The following is a 25,902-nucleotide window of genomic DNA, read 5'->3' as shown; positions in this document are numbered from 1 at the left end:
ACGGCACACGGAACGGGGCGCTCCGAGCCTCCCCCCTCATGGCTCGGAACGCCCCGGTTCCACGCGCGGAGAACCGCCTGACCAAGGCTAGTTGACTCTGCGTCAGTGTCCAATCACGGTAGCGACAGAGGCCTATCGACTTATTTATAGTTGGACGGTCCTGAGGCGCCGTCAGCCGACCGCCTGAGTCGAACGGCCGCACGGCCGGGAGGGGGCGGACATGGATCTCGCCCTGCTGCGCACATTCGTCACGGTGCACCGGGCCGGCTCCTTCACGCGCGCCGCGGCGCTTCTCGGACTGTCCCAGCCCGCGGTCACCAGCCAGATCCGCACCCTGGAACGACAGCTGGGCCGCCCGCTCTTCCTCAGACAGGCCCGTGGCGTCACTCCCACCACCATCGGCGACGAGCTGGCCCACCGCGCCGCCCCGCATCTGGACGCGCTCGTCGAGATCGCCGAGACAGGCCCGGGCGAGGAGAGCGGCATCCGTACGCTCCATCTCGCCGGGCCTCCCGAGTTCACCTCGGTACGCGCACTGCCCGCCCTCACGCCCCTCGTCTCCCAGGGACTGGCCGTACGGGCCTCCTTCTCCGGGAACACCGAGGAGATCCTCGACGGCCTCGCTGCGGGCCATCACGACCTGGCCATCGCCACCGCCCGCCCGCGCGGCGGCCTGCTCACCTCCACCCCGCTCTGCGACGAGGAGCACGTCCTGGTCGCCGCCCCGCGGTGGGCCGCCCGGCTCGCACCGGAGGTGCTGCTGCGCAAGGGTGCCGTCGTCCTGGAGCAGCTGCCGGTGGTGGAGGTCCACGAGTCGCTGCCGTTCGTCTCCCGCTACTGGGCGGCCGTCTTCGAGACCAAGCCGGCCGCGGCCGCCACGGTCATAGCGCCCGATCTGCGGGCCGTCCTGGAATCGGCGGCCTCCGAGGCCGGCCTCGCCGTCCTGCCGCGCTATCTGTGCGAGGACGCCCTGGCGCAGGGACGTCTCGTGGCGCTGCTCGATCCGCCGGTTCCCCCGCTGCGGACGTACTTCCTCGTCGTCCGGGCCGGCACCCTTCCACTGCCCCACATCGCGCGGGCCCACGAGTGGCTCCTGCGCGCCTCTGGGGACTGGTGAGTTTCAGGACACCCCTGGCGGGCCATTTTCTTCCCATGACCGAACGCCCTGTGGTCAAGCGCACCGCACGCGCCATCCTGCTCGACGGAAACGACCTCATCCTCATCAAGCGCACCAAGCCGGGGATGGATCCCTACTGGGTGACACCCGGCGGCGGGGTAGAGGCCTCGGACCCCACCGTCGTCCAGGCCCTCCACCGCGAGGTGCACGAGGAACTGGGCGCCAAGATCACCGATGTGGTCCCCTGCTTCGTGGACACCGTGGAGCACATCGTCGACGGCGGCGTCTCGGGGGTGAAGGTCCAGCATTTCTTCGTCTGCCGGCTCGAGTCGATGGACCCCTCGTTGCGCCACGGACCCGAGGTCGAGGAACCCGTCGGCGAGTACGAGATCGTCCGGGTGCCGTTCACCCGGATCGGTATCGCCGCGGTCCATCTCGTACCGCTGTCCCTGCGTCACTACCTGGACGGCAACATCGAAGGCGTCCGCGCCATGCACGCGCCCGACCTGGGCTGACTACCCGCCGCCCACCGTTACCAGGTCCTCCAGCGAATCGTGGCGGATCCGCTCGGCGGGGATCCCGATGCCCCGCAGAGTGTCGACCCCGCGGCGGATCATGCCGGGCGGCCCCGACAGATAGGCCTCGTACTCGTTCCAGGGGCCGTACTGACGCACGGCGTCCAGCAACTGCGCCCTGTCCTCGGTGACCGGCCGCACCGACAGCCAGGGGAAGGTCTGCTGGAGCCGCATCATCGTGTCGATGTCGTAAAGGTCATGGCCGCTGCGCGCCCCGTAGAACACCTCCACGGGGCGCCGGGCCCCGTGTTCGGCCACATCCTCCACCAGCGCCTTGATGGGGGCTATCCCGGTGCCGCCGCCCAGGCAGAGCAGTCCGTTGTCCGTGGTGTGGTCTACCGTCATCGACCCGGCCGGCGGCCCGAGGCGCAGGACGTCACCGGGGCGCGCGTGGTGGACCAGGGCGTTGGAGACCCAGCCGGCCGGAACCGCCTTGACGTGCAGGGAGAGCAGTCCGTCGGGGCGGGCGCGGAGGCGAAGGAGTAGTGCCGCCATACGCGCGGCCACCAGGGTGCCTCCAGCGTCGTGTACTGGCCGGCGAGGAAGGGGTAGTGCTGGTCGGGGCGGAGTGTGATCACCGCGATGTCCGGGGTCCGTAGATCGTGCGAGACGACCTCGGCCTGCCACCAGGCGGGCGTGTGCCGCTCGGTCTCGGCCGCCGCGTCGATCATGATCTGCGAGATCGTGGTGTACGTCCTCACCCAGGCGGCTTCCGTCTCCTCGTCCCACGTCACCGTGGCGTACCGGATCAGCGCCCCGATCAGGGCCTCGCCGACGGCCGGGTAGTGAGCCGACTGTGTGCCGTACTTGCGGTGCCCGCGGCCCAGGTTCTGGAGGTACTCGGTGAGCACCGGGACGTTGTCCATGTGCTCGGCCGCCGTCAGCAGCGACGCGAGAAGCCGGTCCCGCTGGGTATCCATGGCCACGGGGAACATCGAGCGCAGCTCCGGGTGGCGGACGAAGAGCAGCGCGTAGAAGTACGAGGTGACCTTGTCGGCCACGGGGGCGATCTCCGCCAGGGTGCGGCGGACGAGGACCGCGTCGGGAGGGGATTCCGAGGGTATCCGGGGTGGTGCGTCGCCCTCAGCGGCCGACAGGGGGGTCGGAGCGTCCATCATGTGCCTCGCCTCGCGCAAGCGGCTCTTGTCGCCGCAGCGTGGCAGGTTCGGCCATCGGTTCGGACAGAAAGTGGAATTCTCGGGCATTAGCCCCCGGCGTACGACTAGGCTGCGCCCTTTTGAACCAGCTCGTACGCCTCTCGTAGATCGCCTCCCACGTAGGCATGGCGGGAGAGCCCGGCCAGATGACGGTCCGCGTTCACCGCCACCGCCAAGGGGACCGCGGCGAAGAGCTCGGCATCGGACATCGAGTCGCCGTAGGCGACACAGTCCTCGAACCCCATCCCGTACTTCGCGCAGAGGCGTCGCGCGATGCTCACCTTCGCCGCGGCATCGAGGATCCCCGGGCGATGGATGGGCGCCGTGAAGGGAACCGACGGCCATCGGGAACCATGCGCCGCATCGGCCCCCCAGTCGAGGAGCCGCTCGACAAAGAAGTCCGGCGAGAGCGAAATGACCGCACAGCGACCTCCCTGGGCCCGGATGTCCGCCCAGACCTCACGGATGCCGGCCAGCCAGGGCGCCCCCTCGAAGGCGGCCGTGACCTGCTCGGCGGTCAGGGCGGACCAGAGCTCGCGGGCTTGGACGGCGAACTCGTCGGGTGTCAGCCCCTCCAGCAGAAATCCCCGCTCCAGGGCTGCGATCTCCTCGCTGAGACCCAGCTGCCGGGAGATCTCCACGGCCGCGGCCGACCCTCGGATCAGAGTGCCGTCGAGATCGAAGAGATGGAGTCTGCCTCTGCCCTGGAAGGTCGTCATGTACGCCGAGGCTAGTACGTGTGGCTACTCCCCCGGTCAGACGCGGGATGGGAGCACCGAGCGGCACGGTGTTTCACGTGAAACATCTCAAGCGACCCGCTCGGCGGGCTCTCCTCGTGGTCCATGTCGCCGTCTCCGTGGCGTGGCTCGGGCTCAGCGTGGGACTGCTGGCGCTCGGCATCGCGGCCTGGACGACGGGCGATCCCTCCCTCACGGAAGCCTCCTATCGCGCGATGAAGGTGTTCGCCGACTGGCTCCTGGCCCCGGTCGCCGCAGCCACCCTGGTGAGCGGCCTGGTGCTGTCGCTGGGGACGCCCTGGGGTCTCGCCCACCATCGCTGGGTCTGGATCAAGTTCTGGCTCACCCTGGCCACCGCGGCCGCGACCGTCATCGCTCTGCGCCCGGAGATCGAGCACGCGGCGGCGGTCGGGGTGCCGGACTTCAGTCTGGTGGCGGCGCCGACGGTGTCGACGACGGCCTACCTCTTCATGACGGCAGTCTCGGTACTGAAGCCCTGGGGGCTCACGCGAAGGGGCCGCCGCCTGCGGGCACGGGCCGGTTCCCGTAAAGCGGTGGACGGACGATCAGTACGTCGGACAGCCTGAGCTCCATGCCGACCTCGCTCGCTCCGCTCGACCAGCTTCCCATCAGATGTCTCACGGCGGACGACCTCACCGCCTGCGCCGATCTCTCCGAGGACCGGGGCTGGCTCCGCGAGGAACACAAGTGGAGCCTGCTGCTCACCGCCGGGACTGGCTACGGCATCGACGATCCGGCCGGCAAGGGACTGATCGCGGCCTGTGTGGTCACGTCGTACGGGCCGGGGCTGGCGGCGATCGGCATGGTGCTGGTCGCCGAGCGGTACGCACGCCGGGGCGTGGGGCGCCGGCTGATGCTCCATGTGCTGGACAAAGCCGGGGACACCCCGATGACGCTCCATGCGACCCCGAACGGACAACCTCTCTACGAGCAGCTCGGCTTCATCCAGACGGGCCGCGCGGAGATGGTCGCCGGTCGCTTCACGGCTACGGACCCGGCTCCGGACATCCCCACCCGCCCCGCCACCGCGGAGGACCTCCAGGCGGTCCTGCGTCTGGACGCGGAGATCTTCGGCCTGGACCGGACCCATATGATCACCCGCCTGCCCGCCTTCGCGGACCAGCTCCGCGTCTCTGAGGTGGACGGAGAGATCACCGGCTTCGCGGCGGCCTGGCCGAACATGGAGACCCATGTCATCGGCCCCCTGATCGCCCGGGACACGGGGACAGCGCAGGCCCTCGTCGCCTCCCTGGCCACCGCCACGGACCGCCCCCTGCGCACGGACATCGATGTGCGCCACGAGTCGTTGCTGCGCTGGCTCAAGACGAACGGTCTCGCCCCGATCGCCTTCAACGCCGTCATGGTGCGCTCACTCACCGCTCTGCCGGGTGACTGGAACCGGAGGTTCGCCCCCCTCACGGTCGCGGCGGGATGAGAGCGAAGTGATTGCAGACGCGGGCTATTGCAGTCATCGTCTACTCTGGGAGGAGCCGCTCCGGACCGAGGAGAGACCATGACCGCGACCGACCCCGCACTCACCGCGCTCTCCCAGGGCTGGTGCGCGCTCTCATTGCTGCACGGCAGGATCGAATCCCACATCGAGCGCGCACTGGAGGCCAAGCACGGTCTGAGCATGCGCGAGTACTCGCTGCTCGATGTGCTCAGCCGCCAGCACAGCGGTCCCGGCGGGCACCTCCAGATGAAGCAGGTCGCGGACGCCGTCGTGCTCAGCCAGAGCGCCACCACGCGACTGGTGACCCGTCTGGAGGATCGCGGCCTCCTCACGCGCTACCTCTGCACCACCGACCGGCGCGGCATCTACACCGACGTCACCGAAGCCGGCATGAAGCTGCTCGAAGAGGCACGGCCCACCAATGACGGGGCACTGCGCGAGGCGCTCGACGAGGCGGCGAAGAATCCTGAGCTGGCTCCCCTGGTCCGCGTCGTCGAGGGACTGCGGGTTCCGGCCTAGCCCGAACAGCTCCCGGGCGTAGTCTGCGCCCCATGAGCGATCTTGAGATACGGCCCGCCACCGCTGAGGATCTCCCGGACATCGTCGCGATGCTCGCCGACGACCCCCTGGGCGCGCAGCGCGAGTCCCCGGACGACCTCACGCCGTACACCGCGGCCTTCGAACGACTGGCACAGGACCCGAACCAGCATCTCGTCGTCGCCGCGCGCGGGAGCAAGGTCGTCGGCACCCTGCAGCTCACGGTCATCCCCGGGCTCTCCCGGCGCGGGTCCACCCGGTCGATCATCGAAGGCGTCCGCATCCACGCGGAGGAGCGGGGCAGTGGCCTCGGCACCCAGCTCATCGAGTGGGCCGTCGAGGAGTCCCGGCGACAGGACTGCCAGTTGGTGCAGCTGACCTCCGACGCCACCCGTACGGACGCCCACCGCTTCTACGAGCGGCTGGGGTTCGAGGCCTCGCACCTGGGCTTCAAGCTGGCGCTCTGAAACCTTCGGCACACAGGCCGCCGAGGCACTTCGCCTTCGACGGCCTGTCGCCTGTCGTCGTGTCGTCCCGTTTCACGTGAAACAACCGGATCAGAGGCCGCGCCAGCCCGCTTCGTCGACCCCGCCGGGGACCGCATCGCCCCGCTCGTACGGCTCTCGGGTGAAGACGAAGGAAGCGAGATCCAGATGGCTCACCGAGCCGTCCGGCCGCCGCACCACGCGCAGCGTCTCCCCCGCGTAGTAGCCGGTCAGGCCGATCCACCCACCGTCGGTCAGCGCCCGGAAGGTCGCCCGCCGTCCGGCGCCGCGCAAGGGCTCGAGGACCACGCTCCGGTCGGACCCCAGGCGCAGCCCGAACGCGTACGTTCCCCAGTACCAGGGCCCGGTCAACTCCAGCAGCTCCTGATCGACGTCGGCCTCCGGCAACGGTCGCCACGGCTCGGGGAACCTGGGCTCGGCATCCGCCACGATCCGTACCAGATCCGCGGCCACCGCCGGCGTCAGCGGCCCCGAGGTGGCGTTGGCGAGCGCGACCGCCGCCACCCCGTCCTCCACACTCACCCAGAGGCACGCCACAAAGCCGGGCAGCGAGCCGGTGTGGCCGATCAGCGTCCGGCCGTCCTTGCGCAGCAGTTGGACACCGAGGCCGTAGCCGCCCTCCCATTCGCCCGCTCCCGGCGGCGCCGCCGGCGTCCGCATCTCCTCGACGGAAGCCGCGCTCAACACGCGGTCGTCGCCCCGCGCGAGGAATCCGGCGAAGCGGCAGAGATCCTCGGCCGTGGACCAGAGCTGTCCGGCCGGCGCCATCAGGCCCAGATGCTCGGTCGGTTCGGGGAGCATCACATCCGCCCAGGGGTGCACGGCCCAGCCACCGGCGTAGGGAGCCACCGGCTGCACGGTCGTACGCGTCAGCCCCAGCGGCTCCAGGACTTCGCCGCGCAGCGCCTCCTCCCAGGACATTCCGCGGACCTTCTCGACCAGCGAACCGAGCAGGGTGTAGCCGGGGTTGGAGTAGTGATACCGGCGCCCCGCGGTCTGGAGGAGGGGCTCCTCGCCCAGGACGTCGACCAGCTCCGGCCGGGTGGTCCCCGGTGTCCGCTCCCACCACGGCCCCGGCGTCTCGGCCGCGAGGCCTGCGGTGTGCCCGAGGAGTTGAGCGATGGTCACCTCGCCGACGCCCGTACCGGAAAGGTGCTTCTCCAAGGGGTCGTTCAGATCCAGGAGCCCCTCGTCCCGGAGCCGCATCACCAGAACGGCGGTGAACACCTTGGTGAGGGAACCGATCCGGTACTGCGTGTCGGCGTCCGGGGCGTGGCCGTCCACGCAGCTGCGCGACCCGCTCCACACCATCGCCCCATCACGGGCCACCGCACCGACGAAGGAGGGCGACCTCCCCTCGGACTGAGCGACGGCTACGCGGTGCGACAGAGCACGCTCGGTACTGGGAAGCAGCACATCGAAGGATGAGGGTGAGGTCATACACCGATCCAACGCCGTTCCCCCGCCGGAGTCGACCACATTTCGCGCGGGGCGGACGTCCCCGGCACCTGGCACGGAAGTCCTCGGGTTCTGCCGACGGTGAAGACCGGCCCGACCCGGGCTCGACCATCACTACAGTCCGGTCTCATGACGACGGTTACCACGCGCACGGTCGCCTACCCGGCCGACGGCCTCACGATGATCGGGCACCTCGCGCTCCCCGAAGGCGTCGACCGACGGCCCGCGGTCCTGATCGGCCCCGAGGGCGTGGGGCTCAGCGACGTCGAGCGCCGCCGGGCCGACGCCCTGGCCGAACTGGGGTACGTGGCGCTGGCCTTCGACCTTCATGGTGGGCGCTACTTGGGCGACCCCGAGGAGATGCTGGCCCGTTGCATGCCACTGCTCGCCGACCCCGACCGGATGCGGAGCATCGGACACGCGGCACTCGATGTGCTGCGCACCGAACCGCGGACCGACCCCGACCGGATCGCCGCCATCGGCTACGGCACCGGGGGCGCGATCGCACTGGAACTCGGGCGCGACGGCGTCGACCTGCGCGCGATCGGGACGGTCAACGCACCGACCACGGGCCGACCGGGCGAGGCGGCGCGCATCCGTTGCCCCGTGTGGGCCGGGGTCGGATCGGAGGACCCGATCATGCCCGCTGAGCAACGGGACGCCTTCGCCGCCGAGATGCAGGCCGCGGGCGTCGACTGGCGCCTCGTGGTCTACGGCGGAGCCGTGCACGCCTTCCACCACCCGCCGGTCGACCACACCGTGCTCCCCGGCATCGGCTACCACCCGCAGCACGCGCAGCGAGCCTGGCGCGACATCGTCGGCCTGCTCGCCGAGTGCCTGCCCGTGACGCAGTGAGCCACGCCGGTCAGGTCTGCGCCATGTCCACGAAGCGGGAGTAGTGACCCTGGAAGGCCACGGTGATCGTCGCCGTCGGACCGTTTCGGTGCTTGCCCACGATGATGTCCGCCTCGCCCGCGCGCGGTGACTCCTTCTCGTAGGCGTCCTCGCGGTGCAGCAGGATCACCATGTCCGCGTCCTGCTCGATCGAGCCGGATTCACGCAGGTCGGAGACCATCGGCTTCTTGTCGGTGCGCTGTTCGGGACCACGGTTCAGCTGCGAGAGCGCGATCACCGGCAGCTCCAGCTCCTTGGCCAGGAGCTTCAGGTTTCGCGACATGTCGGAGACCTCCTGCTGTCGGCTCTCGGCCCGCTTGGAGCCGCCCGACTGCATCAGCTGGAGGTAGTCGATGACCACGAGCTTGAGGCCGGCACGCTGCTTGAGCCGGCGGCACTTGGCACGGATCTCCATCATCGACAAGTTCGGGGAGTCGTCGATGTAGAGCGGGGCCTGGGAGACGTCCGGCATCCGACGCGCCAGTCGGGTCCAGTCCTCGTCCGTCATGGTTCCGGAGCGCATGTGGTGCAGCGCGACCCGGGCCTCCGCCGAGAGAAGGCGCATCGCGATCTCGTTGCGGCCCATTTCGAGGGAGAAGATGACGCTCGGCAGGTTGTGCTTGATGGAGCAGGCCCGGGCGAAGTCCAGGGCGAGAGTCGACTTACCCATGGCGGGACGGGCCGCGATGATGATCATCTGGCCGGGGTGCAGTCCGTTGGTGAGCTGATCGAGGTCGGTGAAGCCGGTCGGCACACCCGTCATCTCGCCGCTGCGCGAGCCGATCGCCTCGATCTCGTCGAGAGCGCCCTCCATGATGTCGCCGAGCGGCAGATAGTCCTCGGTGGTCCGCTGCTCGGTGACCGCGTAGATCTCGGCCTGTGCCGAGTTCACGATCTCGTCGACGTCTCCGTCGGCCGCGTATCCCATCTGCGTGATCTTGGTGCCGGCCTCCACGAGCCGGCGGAGCACGGCGCGCTCGTGGACGATCTCCGCGTAGTACGCGGCGTTGGCCGCCGTCGGGACCGACTGGACGAGGGTGTGCAGATAGGAGGCCCCGCCGACGCGGGTGATCTCGCCGCGCTTGGTGAGTTCGGCGCCGACGGTGATCGGGTCGGCGGGCTCGCCCTTGGCGTACAGGTCGAGGATCGCCGCGTAGACCGTCTCGTGGGCGGGCTTGTAGAAGTCGTGGCCCTTGATGATCTCCACGACGTCCGCGATGGCGTCCTTGGAGAGCAACATGCCGCCGAGAACGGACTGCTCGGCGTCGAGGTCCTGCGGGGGCACCCGCTCGAAGCCGGAGAGACCGCCGTCCCACGGGCCGCTGTCGCTGCCGCGGTCGTGCTGGTCCTCACGGCCCCGACCGCGCCCACGGCCCTCGGCGCGGGGTCGAGCGACGGGCAGCCGGTCACTCGGTCCGCTGTCGGCCCAGGGGTCGTCCAACGGCTCTGGAATGCTCATCAAGCCACCTCCTCCCGTCCGCTCCGCGGACCTAGCCCGTGCCACTCTTTCTTACGCCACGGCTCGGACAAACAAGAGGCTTTGACTCCGCTTCTGGCGCGTGGGGCGCCGGACCACGGTAGGCCCGCGGGCACCGTCAGCCAATCTGGTTATCCACAGGGCCTGTGGGTGAAGGACCAGATGCTGTGGAGAACTCCACAGAACCTGTGCACGGACCGGGGGACAGCCATGTGGACAAACTCATACCCCACCCCGGCACGCGCCCCTGACCTGGCCTTTTTCCATCCACCGGCTGTGGGGGAGAAAAACTTCTGACTCCGGGCCAAGATCAGAACAAACGGCGCACACCCGAAGCCCCACACCTGGAGAATGTAAGGGCCCATCCCCCATTGCATGTCTTACCTGTGGAAGATTAGATTGGCGTTCATGACCGAGGCTCCCCCGACCCCCAAGGCCGCCCGTCGGCAGCACGACCGAGAGATCATCTCGCTCGCCCTCCCGGCCTTCGGCGCGCTCGTCGCCGAGCCGCTCTTCCTCATGGTCGACAGCGCCATTGTCGGCCACCTCGGCACCCCTCAGCTCGCCGGGCTGGCCATCGCGGCAGCCCTGCTCACCACCGCCGTGAGCGTCTTCGTCTTCCTCGCCTATGCCACCACCGCCGCCGTCGCCCGCCGCGTCGGAGCCGGTGACCTCCAGTCCGCCATCCGCCAGGGCATGGACGGCATCTGGCTCGCGCTCTTCCTGGGCGGAGCCGTCGTCGCCCTGACGCTGCCCACCGCCCCCTGGCTGGTCGACGTGTTCGGCGCCTCCGACACCGCCGCCCCGTACGCCATCACGTATCTCCGCATCTCCAGCCTCGGTATCCCCGCCATGCTCGTCGTCCTGGCCGCCACGGGCGTCCTGCGCGGCCTTCAGGACACCCGGACACCGCTGTACGTCGCCATCGGCGGCTTCGCGGCCAACGCCCTCCTCAACGTCGGCCTGGTGTACGGCGCCGGCATGGGCATCGCCGGCTCCGCCTGGGGCACCGTGATCGCCCAGTGCGGCATGGCCGCCGCCTATCTCGTCGTCGTCGTCCGGGGAGCCAGGCGCCACGGCGCCTCCCTGCGTCCGGACGCGGCCGGCATACGCGCCAGTGCCCAGGCGGGCGTCCCACTCCTCGTCCGTACGCTCTCCCTGCGAGCGGTTCTGATGATCGCCACGGCCGTCGCGGCCCGGCTCGGCGACGCCGAGGTCGCCGCCCACCAGATCATCCTGTCCCTGTGGACCCTGATGGCCTTCGCCCTGGACGCGATCGCGATCGCGGGACAGGCCATCATCGGCCGCTACCTCGGAGCCGACGACGCCGAAGGCGCACGGCAGGTCTGTCGGCGGATGGTCCAGTGGGGCATGGTCTCGGGCATCGTGCTGGGCGCACTGATCGTGGTTGCCCGCCCGCTCTTCATCCCCCTGTTCACGAGCGACACGACGGTCCAGGACACCCTGCTCCCGGCCCTGCTGGTCGTTGCGGTGTCCCAGCCGATCTCCGGCGTGGTCTTCGTCCTCGACGGCGTCCTCATGGGCGCGGGTGACGGCCCCTACCTGGCCTGGGCGATGCTCCTCACCCTGGCCGTCTTCGCCCCGGTCGCACTCCTGGTGCCGGCCCTCGGCGGCGGACTGATGGCCCTGTGGTGGGCGATGACGCTCATGATGGCCGTACGGATGCTGACGCTCTGGCTGCGGTCGCGCTCCGGTCGGTGGATCGTCACAGGAGCCACGCGTTGACGTGTTTCACGTGAAACGGCGGAAGGGCCGCACCCCGAGGGGTGCGGCCCTTCCATACTGCTGAGAGCAGCGTTACGCGGCGACGACCTCGACGCCGAGCTTCGCGGCAACCTCGGGGTGCAGACGCACGGACACCTGGTGCGAGCCCAGGGTCTTGATCGGCGAACCGAGCTCGACGCGACGCTTGTCGACGTCGGGGCCACCCGCGGACTTGATCGCCGTGGCGATGTCGGCCGGGGTCACGGAGCCGAAGAGGCGGCCGGCGTCGCCGGAGCGAACGGCCAGACGCACCTTCACGCCCTCGAGCCGGGCCTTGATCTCGTTGGCCTGCTCGATGGTCGCGATCTCGTGGATCTTGCGGGCGCGGCGGATCTGCGCCACGTCCTTCTCGCCACCCTTGGTCCAGCGGATCGCGAAACCACGCGGGACCAGGTAGTTGCGAGCGTATCCGTCCTTGACGTCGACGACATCGCCGGCGGCACCGAGGCCAGAGACCTCGTGGGTCAGGATGATCTTCATTTTTCGGTCACCCTTCCCTTATCGCGCGGTGGACGTGTAGGGCAGCAGCGCCATCTCACGGCTGTTCTTGACGGCCGTGGCGACGTCACGCTGGTGCTGCGTGCAGTTGCCGGTCACGCGGCGGGCACGGATCTTGCCACGGTCGGAAATGAACTTCCGCAGCATGTTCGTGTCCTTGTAGTCCACGTACGCGGTCTTGTCCTTGCAGAACGCGCAGACCTTCTTCTTAGGCTTGCGCACAGGCGGCTTCGCCATGGTGTTTCTCCTGTGTGATCAAGAAGTGGGGGTACGAGCCCTCTTCGAGGGGAGTGCCCCTAGAAGGGGGGCTCGTCCGAGTAGCCGCCGCCGCTGGAGTTTCCACCCCAGCCGCCTCCGCCGCCCTGCGGCTGGCTGCCACCGGCCGGCGCGCTGGTCGCCCACGGGTCGTCGGCGGGAGCACCGCCGCCACCCTGCGGAGCGCCACCGGAGCTTCCGCCCCAGTTGCCGCCGCCCTGCTGGCCGCCACCGCCGCCGAAGCCACCCTGGCCACCGCGACCGGTGGTCTTGGTGACCTTGGCCGTGGCGTTCTTGAGGCTGGGGCCGACTTCGTCGACGTCCAGCTCGTAGACCGTGCGCTTGACGCCCTCGCGGTCCTCGTAGGACCGCTGCTTCAGACGGCCCTGCACGACGACGCGCATGCCTCGCTGAAGCGACTCGGCGACGTTCTCCGCCGCCTGACGCCAGACCGAGCAGGTCAGGAACAGGCTCTCGCCGTCCTTCCACTCATTGGTCTGACGGTCGAAGGTGCGGGGGGTGGACGCGATACGGAACTTCGCGACCGCCGCACCGGACGGGGTGAAGCGCAGCTCGGGGTCGTCGACAAGATTGCCGACGACCGTGATGACGGTCTCGCCTGCCATTGGGTGAACCTCTCGGCGGGATTGCTTCTGGCTGCTTACTGCTACTCGAACCCGATGACCTCTGAGCTAGATGCTCAGTGGGTCTCGGGACGGAGGACCTTGGTCCGGAGGACCGACTCGTTCAGGTTCATCTGGCGGTCGAGCTCCTTGACGACCGCAGGCTCGGCCTGCAGGTCGATGACCGAGTAGATGCCCTCGGGCTTCTTCTTGATCTCGTAGGCGAGACGACGACGGCCCCAGGTGTCGACCTTCTCGACCTTTCCGTTGCCCTCACGGACGACAGAAAGGAAGTTCTCGATCAACGGGGAGACAGCGCGCTCCTCGAGATCGGGGTCGAGGATGACCATCACCTCGTAGTGACGCATGTGGAACCCACCTCCTTTGGACTCAGCGGCCACGGTCGTTCCGTGGCAGGAGGGTCGTGATGCGTAAGCAACGGTATCGGCCACCACTGACAATCCCCCTCGGCGAGCGAGGAGGGAGTCGGGATCCTGGACGGACCTGGGCAGACACCGGTGCAGACCGTACAGACTACCCGCACACCGGCTTCCGGTTGAAATCCGGTGGTGGGGGGACGCAATCTGTACACAACGGATGTGGGCGGCGCTAGGATGCGCCGCCTTCCGGCAGGCACGCCAGGAGGTGCTCCATGGCACAGGCAATGCGACCCGACCCCGGACATTCCCTTCTCGCCACCGACGGCAAGCCCCACCCGCTCCAGGACACCCTGGTCGGGCTGACACTCGTCCTGGGCGTCCTCGCCTTCGTCACCGCGATGTTCCACAACCTGCACCTGCTCAGCTCCTGGGCAGGGCTGATCGGGATCATCGCGGGCGCCTACGGACAGTTCATCTCCGTCACCACCAGGGAACGCTTCGCACTGGTCGTCGGTCTCGGCGCCGCGGCGGTGGGCTTCTTCCTCGGCATGGCCCATGGCGGTCTCTTCGGAGGCTTGATCGGCTAGCCACTCGCCGAGGGCCCCATGCCCAATCGGGGCGCTCCCCGGTCGCAGTAGGCTTCGGCGCGAGAGCCGGAGCCCCTGTACCGATGGGGACACACCTGCCGAGGAGCGCCCCGCATGAGCCTGACCCTGAGGACCATCAGCCGTGAGCAGCATCTGGCATTCATCCAGAGTCAGCCCGCGGCGAGCCACTGCCAGGTCCCGGCGTGGGCTGATGTGAAGACCGAGTGGCGCTCGGAGAACCTGGGTTGGTTCGACAAGTCCGGCGAACTCGTCGGCGCGGGCCTCGTGCTCTACCGCCAGCTGCCGAAGATCAAGCGGTACCTCGCCTATCTGCCCGAGGGCCCGGTCATCAACTGGTACGCCCCCAACCTCGACGACTGGCTGCAGCCGATGCTCGCGCATCTCAAGCAGCAGGGCGCCTTCTCCGTGAAGATGGGCCCGCCGGTCGTCATCCGGCGCTGGGACTCGGCCGCCATCAAGGCCGGTATCCAGGACCCGGACGTCAAGCGCCTCAAGGACGTCGAGGCCACGCACATCGAGCCGCGCGCCTTCGAAGTGGCCGACCGGCTGCGGAAGATGGGCTGGCAGCAGGGCGAGGACGGCGGCGCCGGCTTCGGCGACGTCCAGCCCCGCTACGTCTTCCAGGTCCCCCTCGCGAACCGCTCCCTCGACGACGTCCTCAAGGGCTTCAACCAGCTCTGGCGCCGCAACATCAAGAAGGCCGAGAAGGCCGGCGTCGAGGTCGTCCAGGGCGGTTACGAGGACCTCGCCGAGTGGCAGCGGCTGTACGAGATCACGGCCGTCCGCGACCACTTCCGCCCGCGCCCGCTCTCCTACTTCCAGCGCATGTGGACCGTCCTCAACAGCGAGGACCCCAACCGGATGCGGCTCTACTTCGCGCGCCACAACGGGGTGAACCTGTCCGCGGCCACCATGCTCGTGGTGGGCGGGCATGTCTGGTACTCGTACGGAGCATCGGACAACATCGGTCGTGAGGTCCGGCCCTCGAACGCGATGCAGTGGCGGATGCTGCGCGACGCCTACGCGATGGGCGCGACCGTCTACGACCTGCGCGGCATCTCGGACTCGCTCGACGAGACCGACCACCTCTTCGGCCTGATCCAGTTCAAGGTGGGAACGGGCGGCGAGGCCGTGGAGTACGTCGGCGAGTGGGACTTCCCGCTCAACAAGCTCCTTCACAAGGCGCTCGACATCTACATGTCGCGCCGCTGACGGTTGCGTAGTCTCGCCCGTAATCTCGTACGTAATCTCGTAGGTCTCGTACATACCTTTGATACACCGCAGCCATCAGAAAGGTTCCGGGCCGGCCATGGCGCTCTCCCTCTACGTCGACACCGCTCGCTGGCGGGCGCACCAGAAGACCGTGATCGACCAGTTCCCCGGACTGATCCCGGTCTGCAAGGGCAACGGCTACGGGTTCGGCCATGAGCGGCTCGCCGACGAGGCGGCCCGCTTCGGCTCGGACATGCTCGCCGTCGGCACCACGTACGAGGCCGCGAAGATCAAGGACTGGTTCGGCGGCGACCTGCTCGTCCTGACCCCCTTCCGGCGGGGCGAGGAGCCGGTGCCACTGCCCGACCGGGTGGTCCGTTCCGTGTCGTCCGTGGACGGCGTGCACGCCCTCGTGGGCGCGCGCGTCGTCATCGAGTGCATGAGCTCGATGAAGCGTCACGGCATCCTCGAGGCGGACCTCGGCCGGCTGCACGCCGCCATCGAGGACGTACGGCTCGAGGGCTTCGCCCTCCACCTGCCCCTGGACCGAACGGACGGCACCGACGCGGTCGAGGAGGTCATCGCCTGGATGGACCGGCTGCGGACCGCCCGGCTGCCGCTGCACACCATGTTCGTCAGCCATCTGCGGGCCGAGGAGCAGGCCCGGCTGCAGCAGCAGTTCCCGCAGACCCGGTTCCGCGCCCGGATCGGTACCCGGCTCTGGCTGGGCGACCACGAGGCCACCGAGTACCGGGGCGCCGTGCTGGACGTCACCCGTGTCTCCAAGGGCGACCGTTTCGGTTACCGCCAGCAGAAGGCCGCCTCCGACGGCTGGCTGGTGGTCGTCGCGGGCGGAACGTCGCACGGAGTGGGCCTGGAGGCGCCCAAGGCCATGCACGGGGTGATGCCGCGTGCGAAGGGCGTGGCCCGGGCCGGCCTGGCGACCGTCAACCGGAACCTCTCGCCCTTCGTGTGGGCCGGCAAGCAGCGCTGGTTCGCCGAGCCGCCGCACATGCAGGTGTCGATCCTGTTCGTCCCCGCCGACGCCCAGGAGCCCAAGGTCGGCGACGAACTGGTGGCCCATCTGCGGCACACCACCACGCAGTTCGACCGCCTCGTCGAGCGCTGAGCCCCGCCGGGAGTTCCGCGTTACTCGCGCGGGACTCCCCACTCCACCCGCGGCCCGTCCACGGCCATGGCCGCGTGCCGGGCCGGGTGCGCGGCCCTTCCCCGTACGAAGACGTCCTCCGCGCCGTCCAGGACACCCCCTGAGGGGTCGTCCGAGCCGTCCTGCCGCACCACGTCCCGCTCGGGCGCGAGGATGTCGCGCACGATGACCGCGCACAGGTAGAGGGTGCCGACCAGGTGCAGGACGACGGCGAAGTGGTAGCCGTCCGTCGGAAGCCCCTGCTTGTTGCCGCTCATGGTGAACGCCAGGTACAGCCAGATACCCAGGAAGTACGCGACCTCGCAGGCCTGCCAGATCAGGAAGTCGCGCCACTTCGGCCGGGCAAGCGCGGCCAGGGGGATGAGCCACAGCACGTACTGCGGCGAGTACACCTTGTTGGTCAGCACGAACGCGGCCACGACCAGGAACGCGAGCTGGACGAAACGGGGTCGGCGGGGCGCCGTCAGCGTCAGGACCGCGAGGCCCGCGCAAGCGAGCAGCATCAGCAGGATCGCGAAGACGTTCGCCATGCCCGGCGGAATCGGCTCTCCGCCGCGCTGGCTGATCAGCAGCCAGAACGAACCGAAGTCGACGTTCCGCTCGGTGCTGAAGGTGTAGAACTGCTTCCACCCCTCGGGCGCGAGCAGCATGATCGGCAGGTTCACCGCGAGCCAGGCGCCCGCGGCGCCGAGCAGGGCCGCCCCGTACTCCCGCCACCGCCACGCGCGCCAGCAGAGCAGCAACAGCGGGCCGAGGAGCAGCACCGGGTAGAACTTGGCGGCGGTCGCCAGGCCGAGCAGGAGGCCGAAGGCGAGCGGCCGGCCGCGTGACCACATCAGCACGGCGGCGGATGTCAGGGCGACAGCCAGCAGATCCCAGTTGACGGTCGCGGTGAGCGCGAAGGCGGGGGCCAGGGCGACGAGCAGCCCGTCCCAGGGGCGGCGGCGGTGGGTTCGCGCGACGCAGACGGCCATGACGACGGCGCAGACCATCAGCAGGGCGGCGTTCACCATCCAGTAGGTCTGCTCGCGCTGCACCAGGTCGCTGCCACCGGGCGTGAGCCACGCCGCGACCTGCATGAACAGTCCGGTCAGGACCGGGTACTCCAGGAACTCTATGTCGCCGCCCAGGCGGTCGAAGTACGGCACCATGCCGTCGGCGAAACCACGCCCGGCGAAGAGGTGAGGGATGTCCGAGTAGCAGGCGTGGGTGTACTGGGACGTGGTGCCCCGGAACCAGGCCCAGTCGTAACACGGGATCTTCTGCACCATCCCGAGGGCAAACATCCCGATGGCCACCAGTGCGATCAACCGCACGGGGGTCAGGGGTCCGGTGCCGAGCAGCGCCCGGCGGCCGACCGGCCCACCGATCAGTTCGCTGCCCGCCGCCGCGACCTCGTCGCGGTGGGTGGGACAGACCACCGGCGGGTCCTGCGGCCGGTCCTGGGGCGGACTCGTCTTGTGGAGGCTCGGCATGGGGACATCCTGCCGTACGGCCCCGGGAAACGGTGAGGGCCGCCGTACCCGGCGACGTACCTGGGGTACGTGTCGGGTACGGCGGCCCTCACGGCCGTGCCGGGCGGGGCCCGGTGGGCGGGTCAGCCGCCGCCCAGCCAGCCGGTGCCACCGTTGGGCCTGCCTCCACTGTCATCCGTGTTCGTCGGTGTGGGTGTCGTCGGCGTCGGACTCGAACCGCCCTCGGTGGTCCCACCGCTGTCGTTGCCCGAGGTGGCGCCACCGTCCTGGCCGCCGTCGGTGGTGCAGTCCCAGTCCCATACGCCACAGCTCTTGTCCGGCTTGCCCGGCGTCCTGCTGGGCGTCGACGAAGGCGTCTGCGACGACGGGGTGCTGGAGGGCGTCTGGGACGGGGTCGCCGTCGGCGTCGGGGTCGGGCTCGGGGCGCCGCCACCGAAGACGGGCTCGGCGTCCTCGATCTTCTCCGGCTCCGGGAAGGGGATGACCTTGGCGCCGTCGAGTGCCTCGGTCATGTAGTCGTTCCAGATCCGGGACGGGAACGACGAACCGTGGATCTTCGGCTGATCGCCGGTGCCGAACATCGACTCGAACTTGCGCTTGGTGTTCTTCGCGTTGTCGTCGAAGCGGTACATGTCGATCGCGGTCGACAGCTGGGGGGTGTACCCCACGAACCAGGCGGAGTTGTTGCCGTCGGTCGTACCCGTCTTGCCGGCCACCTCACGGCCGTCGATGGCGGCCTTGCGACCGGTGCCCTCCGGGTGCTCGACCACGTCCCGGAGGACGTCGGTGACGTTGCTGGCGACAGCCGTGGAGAAGGCCCGCTTGGGCGCGGCCTTGTGCTTGTAGACCTCCACGCCCTTCTCCGTCACCTTCGTGACGGAGAACGGGTCGTTGCGCTCGCCGTTGTTGGCGAAGGTCGCGTACGAACCGGCCATGCGGATAGCGCTCGGGTCGGAGATACCGAGGGAGAACGACGGCACGTTGGACTGCACCAGCGAGCTGTTCAGCAGGCCCGCGTCGATGGCGGCCTGCCGGACCTTGTCGATACCGACGTCCATGCCGAGCTGCACGTACGGGGAGTTGGCCGACTTGACCATCGCGTAGCGCAGGCTGATGGGGCCGTAGTTCGCGTCGTCGTCATTGACCTGCAGCCACTCCTTGCCCTCCTCGTTGCGCCAGATCGAGCCGTCGTAGTCCTTGATCTTCAGCTCGTTCTTGCCGCTGTACCGGCTCTTGTCCGGGTCGACGCGGGTGCGGGTGGAGGCGTCCTGCACCTTGTCGCCCCTGGGGTCCCGCACGCCGTCCCGCATGGCCGCGGCCAGTACGAAGGGCTTGAAGGTCGATCCCACCTGCGCACCGGTCTGGTCCGCGTTGTTGGTGAAGTGCTTGGTGGCGTCCGTGCCGCCGTAGATGGCGACGATCGCCCCGGTTGCCGGGTCGACCGAAGCGCCACCGAACTGGACGTGGGTGTCCGTCTTCGGGCGCTTCTTCGGGTCGATGTATTCCTTGTAGATCTTCTGGACGGACTTCTCCAGGGCGTTGACCTTCTTCTTGTCGAAGGTCGTGTGGATCTCGAAGCCACCGCGGGCGAGATCCTCCGCGTCGATGCCCTTGTCGTTGTTGTTGATGAAGTACGCCTTGGCGAGGCTCACCAGATAGCCGGTCTGCCCGGACAGCGCCGCGTTCTTCTTGGGCGGCAGCGGCATCGGGAAGTCCTTGTACGTCGCCCGCTTGGCCGCGTCGAGGTGGTTCTGCTCGACCATCGCGTCGAGGATCGCGTTCCACCGGATCGTGGCCCGCCTGGTGTTGCCGTCCGCGGTCGCCTTCGAATCGATCTCGGGGGATCCCGCGGGGTCGTAGTAGGTCGCGCCCTTGAGGAGCGAGGCGAGGAAGGCGCACTCACTGACGTTGAGCTCGCCCGCGTCCTTACCGTAGTACGTACGGGCCGCGGCCTGGATGCCGTAGGCGCCGCGTCCGTAGTACGCGGTGTTCAGGTAGCCCGCCATGATCTCGGGCTTCTCCATCTCGGCGCCGACCTTTATCGAGATGAAGAGCTCCTTCACCTTCCGGCTGAGCGTCTGCGACTGGTCGGCGAGCCGGTTGTTCTTCACATACTGCTGGGTGATGGTCGAGCCGCCCTGGGTGTCCTCACCCTTGGCCATGTTCCACACGGCCCGCGCGATACCCATCGGGTCGATGCCCGAGTCCTCCCGGAAAGTCTTGTTCTCGGCCGAGATCACCGCGTTCTGCATGTCCATGGGGATCTTGCTGATCCCGATGATCTGCCGGTTGACCTCACCACCGGTCGCGGCCATCTGCGAGCCGTCGGCCCAGTAGTAGACGTTGTTCTGCGCCTTGGCGGCCTCGTCCTCCTTGGGGATCCCCACCTGGGAGTACGCGATTGTCGCCGCACCCATCAGACTGCCGATGAACGCGAGGAAGAGGCCGGTGACGAGCTTCCACGAGGGCACCCAGCGGCGCCAGCCGTACTTGCCGTACCGGGGGTAGTCGATCATCCTCTTCCGGCCCGGGGGCCGGCCGCCACCGTGGCCGCGACCCGGACCGCCCTGACCGCCGCCTCCGCCGCCGCGCCGACCACCGCCGTGGCCGCCGGCGCCGCCGCCTCCGTCAGGGGTACGCCGACGGCTGCCGCCGCGCTGTGCCGCGCGACGGGCCTCGGCCCGCCCTCCGTAGGGTCGCTCCTCTTCGTACCCGGACGAAGGGGATCCCGTACCGACATCCCGCGCCTGGGCCGACCTGCGACCCATGGGCTGCTGGGCAGCTCGTCGGGCCGCCGCGCGACCGCCACTCGGCGGCTGCGACTGCGGCATTTTGCGACGGTGCTCGCTCATCGAACGACTACTCCTCGGGCAGGCGATGACGCCTGGAAGCGGCAGTTGAGTTCCGGTCCCCCCGAAATGCGGACGGCTGAGCCTTGTCGAAGGCCCCTCCGTACCGCAGCCGGTCACCCGCAGCACTGACGCCCTGCGGCGTCGCTCGGTTCCCGGTGCTCTGCATGCCGCACAGACTACGCACGGTCAAAACCTGCCTAGGGCCGAAGTTCACCCCAAATCAGGCAAGTCAATTGCTGTGAATTGATGATGTGACGCCGGTCACTGCGGTCCCACTTGTCGCAGGAGAGCGCTCGTTCTATCGTCATGATGTATCGAGTCGATACATCAGTGCGGCATAAGGGCCCTGACGACGGAGGAGGAGGCGGATGAGCAGACGCTCGGGAATCCTCGAGTTCGCCGTCCTCGGCCTGCTCCGTGAAGCCCCGATGCACGGGTACGAGCTGCGGAAGCGGCTCAACACCTCGCTCGGCATCTTCCGGGCCTTCAGCTACGGGACCCTCTATCCCTGCCTCAAGACGCTGGTCGCCAACGGCTGGTTGATCGAGGAGCCGGGGAGCGCGCCCGAGGACGCTCTCGCCGCTTCACTCGCGGGGCGCCGCGCCAAGATCGTCTACCGGTTGACGGCCGAAGGTAAGGAGCACTTCGAAGAGCTCCTCTCCCACACCGGCCCGGACACCTGGGAGGACGAACACTTCGCCGCCCGCTTCGCCTTCTTCGGTCAGACCGAGCGCGAAGTGCGGATGCGGGTACTGGAAGGCCGCCGCAGTCGGCTGGAGGAGCGCCTGGAGAAGATGCGCGCCTCTCTGGCCCGTACGCGCGAGCGCCTCGACGACTACACGCTTGAGCTGCAGCGCCACGGTATGGAGTCCGTGGAGCGCGAAGTGCGCTGGCTGAACGAGCTCATCGAGAGCGAGCGGGCGGGGCGGGATCAGCGATCCGGCCCCGACGCCCCCGGGGACGCTGGGGGCGCCGCTCAGCACGACAACGATTCTGGAGAAACGGGCGGCCTGCCCCGGCACGGGGGCAGTACCCGGCCGGATCCGTCCGACGACACCGCCAAGTGAAACCCTGCATCTCGCAGGGCTTCCACGATCACACAGGGAGCAACCGGAAATGGGTTCGGTTCGCGTAGCCATCGTCGGCGTGGGCAACTGCGCCGCCTCGCTGGTGCAGGGCGTCGAGTACTACAGGGACGCCGACCCGGCGGCCAAGGTGCCCGGCCTGATGCACGTCCAGTTCGGCGACTACCACGTCGGTGACGTCGAGTTCGTCGCCGCCTTCGACGTGGACGCCAAGAAGGTCGGCCTCGACCTCTCGGACGCCATCGGCGCCAGCGAGAACAACACCATCAAGATCTGCGACGTCCCGAACAAGGGCGTCACGGTGCAGCGCGGCCACACCCTCGACGGGCTCGGCAAGTACTACCGCATGACGATCGAGGAGTCCGCCGAGGCTCCCGTCGACGTCGTCCAGGTCCTCAAGGACCAGCAGGTCGACGTGCTCGTCTGCTACCTGCCCGTGGGCTCCGAGGACGCCGCGAAGTTCTACGCGCAGTGCGCCATCGACGCCAAGGTCGCGTTCGTCAACGCTCTGCCGGTCTTCATCGCCGGTACCAAGGAGTGGGCGGACAAGTTCACCGAGGCCGGTGTCCCGATCGTCGGTGACGACATCAAGTCCCAGGTCGGCGCGACCATCACGCACCGCGTGATGGCGAAGCTGTTCGAAGACCGCGGTGTCCGTCTCGAGCGCACCATGCAGCTCAACGTCGGCGGCAACATGGACTTCAAGAACATGCTCGAGCGCGACCGCCTCGAGTCGAAGAAGATCTCCAAGACGCAGGCCGTCACCTCGCAGATCCCCGACCGCGAGATGGGCGAGAAGAACGTCCACATCGGTCCGTCGGACTACGTGGCCTGGCTGGACGACCGCAAGTGGGCGTACGTCCGCCTGGAGGGTCGCGCCTTCGGTGACGTTCCGCTGAACCTGGAGTACAAGCTCGAGGTGTGGGACTCCCCGAACTCGGCCGGTGTCATCATCGACGCCCTGCGCGCCGCGAAGATCGCCAAGGACCGCGGCATCGGTGGCCCGATCCTCTCCGCGTCCTCGTACTTCATGAAGTCCCCGCCGGTGCAGTACTTCGACGACGAGGCCTTCGCCAACGTCGAGAAGTTCATCAAGGGCGAGGTCGAGCGCTAAGGCGCTGATCGAGTTCATCGATGGAGGGCCCCCGGTCTACAGCCCGGGGGCCCTCTTCGTATGTGAGTCTTGCTGCCATGTCCGTCGTACGTGATCTGCGCGTACTCCTGCGCTTGACGAACTTTCGCCGCCTCCTTGCCGTGCGTCTGCTCTCCCAGTGCGCGGACGGCGTCTACCAGGTGGCGCTGGCCACGTACGTCGTCTTCTCCCCCGAGAAGCAGGCCTCCCCTGCCGCCATCGCCTCCGCCATGGCCGTGCTCCTGCTCCCGTACTCCCTCGTCGGCCCCTTCGCCGGGGTCCTCCTGGACCGCTGGCAGCGACGCCAGGTGTTCCTCTACGGAAATCTCCTGAGGACACTCCTCGCCTGCGGTACGGCGGTGCTGATCCTGGCCTCCGTACCGGACTGGCTCTTCTACGCCTCGGCCCTCTCGGTGACCGCCGTCAACCGCTTCGTCCTCGCGGGCCTCTCCGCCTCGCTGCCCCGGGTCGTCGACGCCGACCGGCTGGTCGTGGCGAACTCCCTCTCGCCGACCGCCGGCACCGTGGCCGCGACGGTGGGTGGCGGACTGGCCTTCGGAGTCCGGCTGATCGCCGAGGACTCCGACGCCGCGGTCGTGGTGCTGGGCGCTCTCCTCTATCTCTGCTCCGCCCTCGCCTCCTTGCGGATGCCCCGCGAGCTCCTCGGCCCCGACCCGGACGTGGTCCAGCCCCGCCTGCGCGCCGCACTGGCCTCCACGGCCCACGGCCTCGTGGGCGGGCTGCGCCATCTGGCCGAGCGGCCGCCCGCGGTCCGCGCGCTGGCCGCGGTGAGCCTGATGCGCTTCTGCTACGGCGCGCTGACGGTGACCGTCCTGATGCTCTGCCGCTACGCCTGGAGCTCCACGGAGTCCGAGGGACTCGCGCTGTTGGGGTTGGCCGTCGCCGTCTCCGGAGCCGGCTTCTTCGCGGCCGCCGTCCTCTCCCCCTGGGCGATCGGGCGCTTCGGCGTCTTCGGCTGGATGGCCGTGTGTGCTGGTTCGGCCGCCGTTCTGGAGCTCACGCTGGGGCTGCCCTTCGCGCAGACCCCTCTTCTGATCGCGGCCTTCGTGCTGGGACTCACCACCCAGGGAGCCAAGATCGCCACCGACACGGTGGTGCAGACGTCGGTGGACGATGCCTATCGCGGACGGGTTTTCGCCCTCTACGACGTGCTCTTCAACGTCGCCTTCGTCGGCGCCGCTGCCGTCGCAGCGCTGATGCTTCCGCCGGACGGCCGGTCGGCCCCGCTCATCGTGCTGGTTGCCGTCCTCTACGCCTCGACCGCGCTGCTCCTGGTGCGCGGACGGAAGGAGGGGTGATGTTTCACGTGAAACATCACCCCTCCGCGACGGGAATCCCCGTCGAATCCCTGCCTCGGATCCGTCGATGTTTCACGTGAAACATCGACGGATCCGGCTCAGCTCTGAGCCGCCCACCACTCCTTGAGAGCCGCGGCAGCCGCCTCACGCTCCATCGGCCCGTTCTCCAGGCGCAGCTCCAGCAGGAACTTGTACGCCTGCCCGACGGCCGGCCCGGGACGGATGCCCAGGATCTCCTGGATCTGGTTGCCGTCCAGGTCGGGCCTGATCGCGTCCAGCTCCTCCTGCTCCTGAAGCTGCGCGATCCGCTCCTCCAGCCCGTCATAGGCGCGCGAGAGGGCCCCGGCCTTGCGCTTGTTCCGCGTCGTGCAGTCCGATCGCGTCAGCTTGTGCAGCCGCGTGAGCAACGGGCCGGCATCGCGCACGTAGCGGCGCACCGCCGAGTCGGTCCACTCGCCGGTCCCGTAACCGTGGAAGCGCAGGTGCAGCTCCACGAGGCGCGAGACGTCCTTGATCATCTCGTTGGAGTACTTCAACGCCGTCATGCGCTTCTTGGTCATCTTCGCTCCGACCACCTCGTGGTGGTGGAACGAGACCCGGCCGTCCTTCTCGAAGCGGCGCGTACGCGGCTTGCCGATGTCGTGCAGCAGGGCCGCGAGCCTCAGCACGAGATCCGGGCCGTCCTCCTCCAGGTCGATGGCCTGGTCCAGGACGGTCAGAGAGTGCTCGAAGACATCCTTGTGGCGGTGGTGCTCGTCGCTCTCGAGCCGCAGGGCCGGCAGCTCGGGCAGGACGTGCTCGGCGAGGCCGGTGTCGACCAGCAGACCGAGGCCCTTCCGGGGGTGAGCGGACAGCAGCAGCTTGTTGAACTCCTCGCGGACCCGCTCGGCGGAGACGATCTCAAGACGGCCGGCCATGTCCGTCATCGCCGCGACGACCTCAGGGGCCACCTCGAAGTCGAGCTGGGCGGCGAACCGTGCGGCACGCATCATGCGCAGCGGATCGTCGGAGAAAGACTCCTCAGGGGTACCGGGCGTCCGCAGGACCCGGGCGGCGAGGTCGTCGAGACCGCCGTGCGGGTCGATGAACGCCTTCTCCGGAAGGGCCACGGCCATGGCGTTGACCGTGAAATCACGCCGGACGAGATCCTCCTCGATGGAGTCGCCGTAGGACACCTCGGGCTTGCGCGAGGTCCGGTCGTACGCCTCCGAGCGGTACGTCGTCACCTCGACCTGGTAGCCGCTCTTGTGGCAGCCGACCGTGCCGAAGGCGATCCCGACCTCCCAGACCGCATCCGCCCACGGGCGGACGATCTTCAGGACGTCCTCGGGGCGGGCGTCCGTGGTGAAGTCGAGGTCGTTCCCGAGGCGGCCGAGCAAGGCGTCCCGGACCGAGCCGCCGACCAGCGCGAGGCTGAACCCTGCCTCCTGGAAACGGACGGCGAGGTCGTCGGCGACAGGGGATACGCGCAGTAGTTCACTGACCGCGCGGCGTTGCACCAGGCTCAGTGCAGTCGGGGTGTCTTCGTTGGCGTTCGGCACAACAGAAAAGGGTACGTGCCCGGACCCACGGCGGCGT

General features: G+C 68.8%; 24 protein-coding genes and 1 pseudogene. 14 read left to right on the top strand and 11 right to left on the bottom strand.

The window, feature by feature from the left end:
• Window positions 1-220 precede the first annotated feature (220 nt).
• Window positions 221-1,117, top strand: a complete 897-nt coding sequence (locus ACFYV5_RS15475) for a LysR family transcriptional regulator (RefSeq protein WP_355110741.1) — start codon at window positions 221-223, stop codon at window positions 1,115-1,117.
• 35 nt (window positions 1,118-1,152) lie between these two features.
• The gene (locus ACFYV5_RS15470; RefSeq protein WP_355110740.1) at window positions 1,153-1,632 is read left to right on the top strand and encodes an NUDIX hydrolase; all 480 of its coding nucleotides are present in this window, start codon (window positions 1,153-1,155) and stop codon (window positions 1,630-1,632) included.
• Here the strand turns inward: ACFYV5_RS15470 and ACFYV5_RS15465 are convergent.
• Together ACFYV5_RS15465 and ACFYV5_RS15460 are read right to left on the bottom strand one after the other, a co-directional pair.
• Window positions 1,633-2,741: pseudogene (locus ACFYV5_RS15465) on the bottom strand (globin domain-containing protein); the annotation flags it as partial.
• Between the two features lie 173 nt (window positions 2,742-2,914).
• Window positions 2,915-3,568, bottom strand: a complete 654-nt coding sequence (locus tag ACFYV5_RS15460; RefSeq protein WP_389168611.1) for an HAD family hydrolase — start codon at window positions 3,566-3,568, stop codon at window positions 2,915-2,917.
• A gap of 77 nt (window positions 3,569-3,645) precedes the next feature.
• Here ACFYV5_RS15460 and ACFYV5_RS15455 point away from each other — a divergent pair, with 77 nt between their 5' ends.
• The 4 genes from ACFYV5_RS15455 to ACFYV5_RS15440 all read left to right on the top strand — a co-directional run bounded on the left by ACFYV5_RS15455 (window position 3,646) and on the right by ACFYV5_RS15440 (window position 6,064).
• On the top strand, window positions 3,646-4,173 hold the full coding sequence (locus tag ACFYV5_RS15455; RefSeq protein WP_355110738.1) for a DUF2269 domain-containing protein: 528 nt from the start codon (window positions 3,646-3,648) through the stop codon (window positions 4,171-4,173).
• Window positions 4,174-4,178: 5 nt separating this feature from the next.
• Window positions 4,179-5,042, top strand: a complete 864-nt coding sequence (locus ACFYV5_RS15450) for a GNAT family N-acetyltransferase (RefSeq protein WP_389168608.1) — start codon at window positions 4,179-4,181, stop codon at window positions 5,040-5,042.
• Window positions 5,043-5,120: 78 nt separating this feature from the next.
• Window positions 5,121-5,579: a MarR family transcriptional regulator gene (locus ACFYV5_RS15445; RefSeq protein ID WP_355110736.1), complete on the top strand. Its 459-nt coding sequence runs from the start codon at window positions 5,121-5,123 to the stop codon at window positions 5,577-5,579.
• Between the two features lie 32 nt (window positions 5,580-5,611).
• Complete coding sequence (locus tag ACFYV5_RS15440; protein WP_389168605.1) at window positions 5,612-6,064, top strand: GNAT family N-acetyltransferase; 453 nt, start codon at window positions 5,612-5,614, stop codon at window positions 6,062-6,064.
• 90 nt (window positions 6,065-6,154) lie between these two features.
• Here the strand turns inward: ACFYV5_RS15440 and ACFYV5_RS15435 are convergent, their stop codons facing one another.
• On the bottom strand, window positions 6,155-7,543 hold the full coding sequence (locus ACFYV5_RS15435; RefSeq protein ID WP_389168603.1) for a serine hydrolase domain-containing protein: 1,389 nt from the start codon (window positions 7,541-7,543) through the stop codon (window positions 6,155-6,157).
• 147 nt (window positions 7,544-7,690) lie between these two features.
• Between ACFYV5_RS15435 and ACFYV5_RS15430 the strand changes: the two genes are divergently transcribed.
• On the top strand, window positions 7,691-8,416 hold the full coding sequence (locus ACFYV5_RS15430; protein ID WP_389168601.1) for a dienelactone hydrolase family protein: 726 nt from the start codon (window positions 7,691-7,693) through the stop codon (window positions 8,414-8,416).
• A 10-nt stretch (window positions 8,417-8,426) separates the two neighbouring features.
• Here the strand turns inward: ACFYV5_RS15430 and dnaB are convergent, their stop codons facing one another.
• Entirely contained in the window at window positions 8,427-9,914 is a 1,488-nt protein-coding gene (dnaB, locus tag ACFYV5_RS15425) for a replicative DNA helicase (protein ID WP_355110732.1), read from the bottom strand.
• A 426-nt stretch (window positions 9,915-10,340) separates the two neighbouring features.
• On the opposite strand from dnaB, the gene ACFYV5_RS15420 reads away from it, so the two are divergent.
• A complete protein-coding gene (locus ACFYV5_RS15420; RefSeq protein WP_389168598.1) occupies window positions 10,341-11,678 on the top strand; it encodes an MATE family efflux transporter in 1,338 nt (445 codons plus the stop codon).
• A gap of 72 nt (window positions 11,679-11,750) precedes the next feature.
• On the opposite strand, the gene rplI is transcribed toward ACFYV5_RS15420, so the two are convergent.
• The 4 genes from rplI to rpsF form a co-directional block, all read right to left on the bottom strand.
• Window positions 11,751-12,197 (bottom strand): 50S ribosomal protein L9, encoded by a 447-nt coding sequence (rplI, locus tag ACFYV5_RS15415; RefSeq protein ID WP_158988579.1) that lies wholly within the window; start codon window positions 12,195-12,197, stop codon window positions 11,751-11,753.
• An 18-nt stretch (window positions 12,198-12,215) separates the two neighbouring features.
• On the bottom strand, window positions 12,216-12,452 hold the full coding sequence (gene rpsR / locus ACFYV5_RS15410) for a 30S ribosomal protein S18 (protein WP_005315025.1): 237 nt from the start codon (window positions 12,450-12,452) through the stop codon (window positions 12,216-12,218).
• Window positions 12,453-12,511: 59 nt separating this feature from the next.
• Window positions 12,512-13,096: a single-stranded DNA-binding protein gene (locus ACFYV5_RS15405; protein ID WP_355110730.1), complete on the bottom strand. Its 585-nt coding sequence runs from the start codon at window positions 13,094-13,096 to the stop codon at window positions 12,512-12,514.
• Window positions 13,097-13,170: 74 nt separating this feature from the next.
• Window positions 13,171-13,461, bottom strand: a complete 291-nt coding sequence (gene rpsF, locus ACFYV5_RS15400) for a 30S ribosomal protein S6 (RefSeq protein ID WP_004950685.1) — start codon at window positions 13,459-13,461, stop codon at window positions 13,171-13,173.
• Between the two features lie 284 nt (window positions 13,462-13,745).
• On the opposite strand from rpsF, the gene ACFYV5_RS15395 reads away from it, so the two are divergent.
• The 3 genes from ACFYV5_RS15395 to ACFYV5_RS15385 all read left to right on the top strand — a co-directional run bounded on the left by ACFYV5_RS15395 (window position 13,746) and on the right by ACFYV5_RS15385 (window position 16,422).
• Window positions 13,746-14,060 (top strand): hypothetical protein, encoded by a 315-nt coding sequence (locus ACFYV5_RS15395; RefSeq protein WP_355110729.1) that lies wholly within the window; start codon window positions 13,746-13,748, stop codon window positions 14,058-14,060.
• A gap of 114 nt (window positions 14,061-14,174) precedes the next feature.
• Window positions 14,175-15,293, top strand: coding sequence for a lipid II:glycine glycyltransferase FemX (locus ACFYV5_RS15390; RefSeq protein ID WP_389168595.1), 1,119 nt, complete (start codon window positions 14,175-14,177; stop codon window positions 15,291-15,293).
• Window positions 15,294-15,390: 97 nt separating this feature from the next.
• The gene (locus tag ACFYV5_RS15385; protein WP_355110727.1) at window positions 15,391-16,422 is read left to right on the top strand and encodes an alanine racemase; all 1,032 of its coding nucleotides are present in this window, start codon (window positions 15,391-15,393) and stop codon (window positions 16,420-16,422) included.
• 20 nt (window positions 16,423-16,442) lie between these two features.
• Here the strand turns inward: ACFYV5_RS15385 and ACFYV5_RS15380 are convergent, their stop codons facing one another.
• Together ACFYV5_RS15380 and ACFYV5_RS15375 are read right to left on the bottom strand one after the other, a co-directional pair.
• On the bottom strand, window positions 16,443-17,936 hold the full coding sequence (locus ACFYV5_RS15380; protein ID WP_389168592.1) for a glycosyltransferase family 87 protein: 1,494 nt from the start codon (window positions 17,934-17,936) through the stop codon (window positions 16,443-16,445).
• 122 nt (window positions 17,937-18,058) lie between these two features.
• Window positions 18,059-20,788: a transglycosylase domain-containing protein gene (locus tag ACFYV5_RS15375; RefSeq protein ID WP_389168590.1), complete on the bottom strand. Its 2,730-nt coding sequence runs from the start codon at window positions 20,786-20,788 to the stop codon at window positions 18,059-18,061.
• 368 nt (window positions 20,789-21,156) lie between these two features.
• Here ACFYV5_RS15375 and ACFYV5_RS15370 point away from each other — a divergent pair, with 368 nt between their 5' ends.
• The 3 genes from ACFYV5_RS15370 (at window position 21,157) to ACFYV5_RS15360 (ending at window position 24,324) form a co-directional block, all read left to right on the top strand.
• Window positions 21,157-21,855 carry a helix-turn-helix transcriptional regulator gene (locus ACFYV5_RS15370; protein WP_355110724.1) on the top strand — a complete coding sequence of 233 codons (699 nt, stop codon included), beginning with the start codon at window positions 21,157-21,159 and terminating at the stop codon, window positions 21,853-21,855.
• Window positions 21,856-21,904: 49 nt separating this feature from the next.
• Window positions 21,905-22,987 (top strand): inositol-3-phosphate synthase, encoded by a 1,083-nt coding sequence (locus tag ACFYV5_RS15365; RefSeq protein WP_389168587.1) that lies wholly within the window; start codon window positions 21,905-21,907, stop codon window positions 22,985-22,987.
• Between the two features lie 77 nt (window positions 22,988-23,064).
• The gene (locus ACFYV5_RS15360; RefSeq protein ID WP_389168585.1) at window positions 23,065-24,324 is read left to right on the top strand and encodes an MFS transporter; all 1,260 of its coding nucleotides are present in this window, start codon (window positions 23,065-23,067) and stop codon (window positions 24,322-24,324) included.
• A 98-nt stretch (window positions 24,325-24,422) separates the two neighbouring features.
• On the opposite strand, the gene ACFYV5_RS15355 is transcribed toward ACFYV5_RS15360, so the two are convergent.
• Window positions 24,423-25,865: a CCA tRNA nucleotidyltransferase gene (locus tag ACFYV5_RS15355; RefSeq protein WP_389168583.1), complete on the bottom strand. Its 1,443-nt coding sequence runs from the start codon at window positions 25,863-25,865 to the stop codon at window positions 24,423-24,425.
• Window positions 25,866-25,902: the final 37 nt, after the last annotated feature.

This window comes from Streptomyces sp. NPDC003035 (assembly GCF_042888285.1).
GTDB lineage: Bacteria > Actinomycetota > Actinomycetes > Streptomycetales > Streptomycetaceae > Streptomyces.
This window is presented reverse-complemented; position numbering and strand designations above follow the sequence as displayed.

What these genes read in the sequence shown, in the direction of transcription:
- ACFYV5_RS15370 (WP_355110724.1), top strand. Translation starts at nt 21,157, where the DNA reads ATGAGCAGACGCTCGGGAATCCTCGAGTTCGCCGTCCTCGGCCTGCTC.
- ACFYV5_RS15360 (WP_389168585.1), top strand. Translation starts at nt 23,065, where the DNA reads ATGTCCGTCGTACGTGATCTGCGCGTACTCCTGCGCTTGACGAACTTT.
- ACFYV5_RS15385 (WP_355110727.1), top strand. Translation starts at nt 15,391, where the DNA reads ATGGCGCTCTCCCTCTACGTCGACACCGCTCGCTGGCGGGCGCACCAG.
- ACFYV5_RS15380 (WP_389168592.1), bottom strand. Translation starts at nt 17,936, where the DNA reads ATGCCGAGCCTCCACAAGACGAGTCCGCCCCAGGACCGGCCGCAGGAC.
- ACFYV5_RS15435 (WP_389168603.1), bottom strand. Translation starts at nt 7,543, where the DNA reads ATGACCTCACCCTCATCCTTCGATGTGCTGCTTCCCAGTACCGAGCGT.
- ACFYV5_RS15365 (WP_389168587.1), top strand. Translation starts at nt 21,905, where the DNA reads ATGGGTTCGGTTCGCGTAGCCATCGTCGGCGTGGGCAACTGCGCCGCC.
- ACFYV5_RS15375 (WP_389168590.1), bottom strand. Translation starts at nt 20,788, where the DNA reads ATGAGCGAGCACCGTCGCAAAATGCCGCAGTCGCAGCCGCCGAGTGGC.
- dnaB (WP_355110732.1), bottom strand. Translation starts at nt 9,914, where the DNA reads ATGAGCATTCCAGAGCCGTTGGACGACCCCTGGGCCGACAGCGGACCG.
- ACFYV5_RS15460 (WP_389168611.1), bottom strand. Translation starts at nt 3,568, where the DNA reads ATGACGACCTTCCAGGGCAGAGGCAGACTCCATCTCTTCGATCTCGAC.
- ACFYV5_RS15390 (WP_389168595.1), top strand. Translation starts at nt 14,175, where the DNA reads ATGAGCCTGACCCTGAGGACCATCAGCCGTGAGCAGCATCTGGCATTC.
- ACFYV5_RS15430 (WP_389168601.1), top strand. Translation starts at nt 7,691, where the DNA reads ATGACGACGGTTACCACGCGCACGGTCGCCTACCCGGCCGACGGCCTC.
- ACFYV5_RS15450 (WP_389168608.1), top strand. Translation starts at nt 4,179, where the DNA reads ATGCCGACCTCGCTCGCTCCGCTCGACCAGCTTCCCATCAGATGTCTC.
- ACFYV5_RS15470 (WP_355110740.1), top strand. Translation starts at nt 1,153, where the DNA reads ATGACCGAACGCCCTGTGGTCAAGCGCACCGCACGCGCCATCCTGCTC.
- rpsF (WP_004950685.1), bottom strand. Translation starts at nt 13,461, where the DNA reads ATGCGTCACTACGAGGTGATGGTCATCCTCGACCCCGATCTCGAGGAG.
- ACFYV5_RS15395 (WP_355110729.1), top strand. Translation starts at nt 13,746, where the DNA reads ATGGCACAGGCAATGCGACCCGACCCCGGACATTCCCTTCTCGCCACC.
- ACFYV5_RS15420 (WP_389168598.1), top strand. Translation starts at nt 10,341, where the DNA reads ATGACCGAGGCTCCCCCGACCCCCAAGGCCGCCCGTCGGCAGCACGAC.
- rplI (WP_158988579.1), bottom strand. Translation starts at nt 12,197, where the DNA reads ATGAAGATCATCCTGACCCACGAGGTCTCTGGCCTCGGTGCCGCCGGC.
- ACFYV5_RS15440 (WP_389168605.1), top strand. Translation starts at nt 5,612, where the DNA reads ATGAGCGATCTTGAGATACGGCCCGCCACCGCTGAGGATCTCCCGGAC.
- rpsR (WP_005315025.1), bottom strand. Translation starts at nt 12,452, where the DNA reads ATGGCGAAGCCGCCTGTGCGCAAGCCTAAGAAGAAGGTCTGCGCGTTC.
- ACFYV5_RS15475 (WP_355110741.1), top strand. Translation starts at nt 221, where the DNA reads ATGGATCTCGCCCTGCTGCGCACATTCGTCACGGTGCACCGGGCCGGC.
- ACFYV5_RS15405 (WP_355110730.1), bottom strand. Translation starts at nt 13,096, where the DNA reads ATGGCAGGCGAGACCGTCATCACGGTCGTCGGCAATCTTGTCGACGAC.
- ACFYV5_RS15445 (WP_355110736.1), top strand. Translation starts at nt 5,121, where the DNA reads ATGACCGCGACCGACCCCGCACTCACCGCGCTCTCCCAGGGCTGGTGC.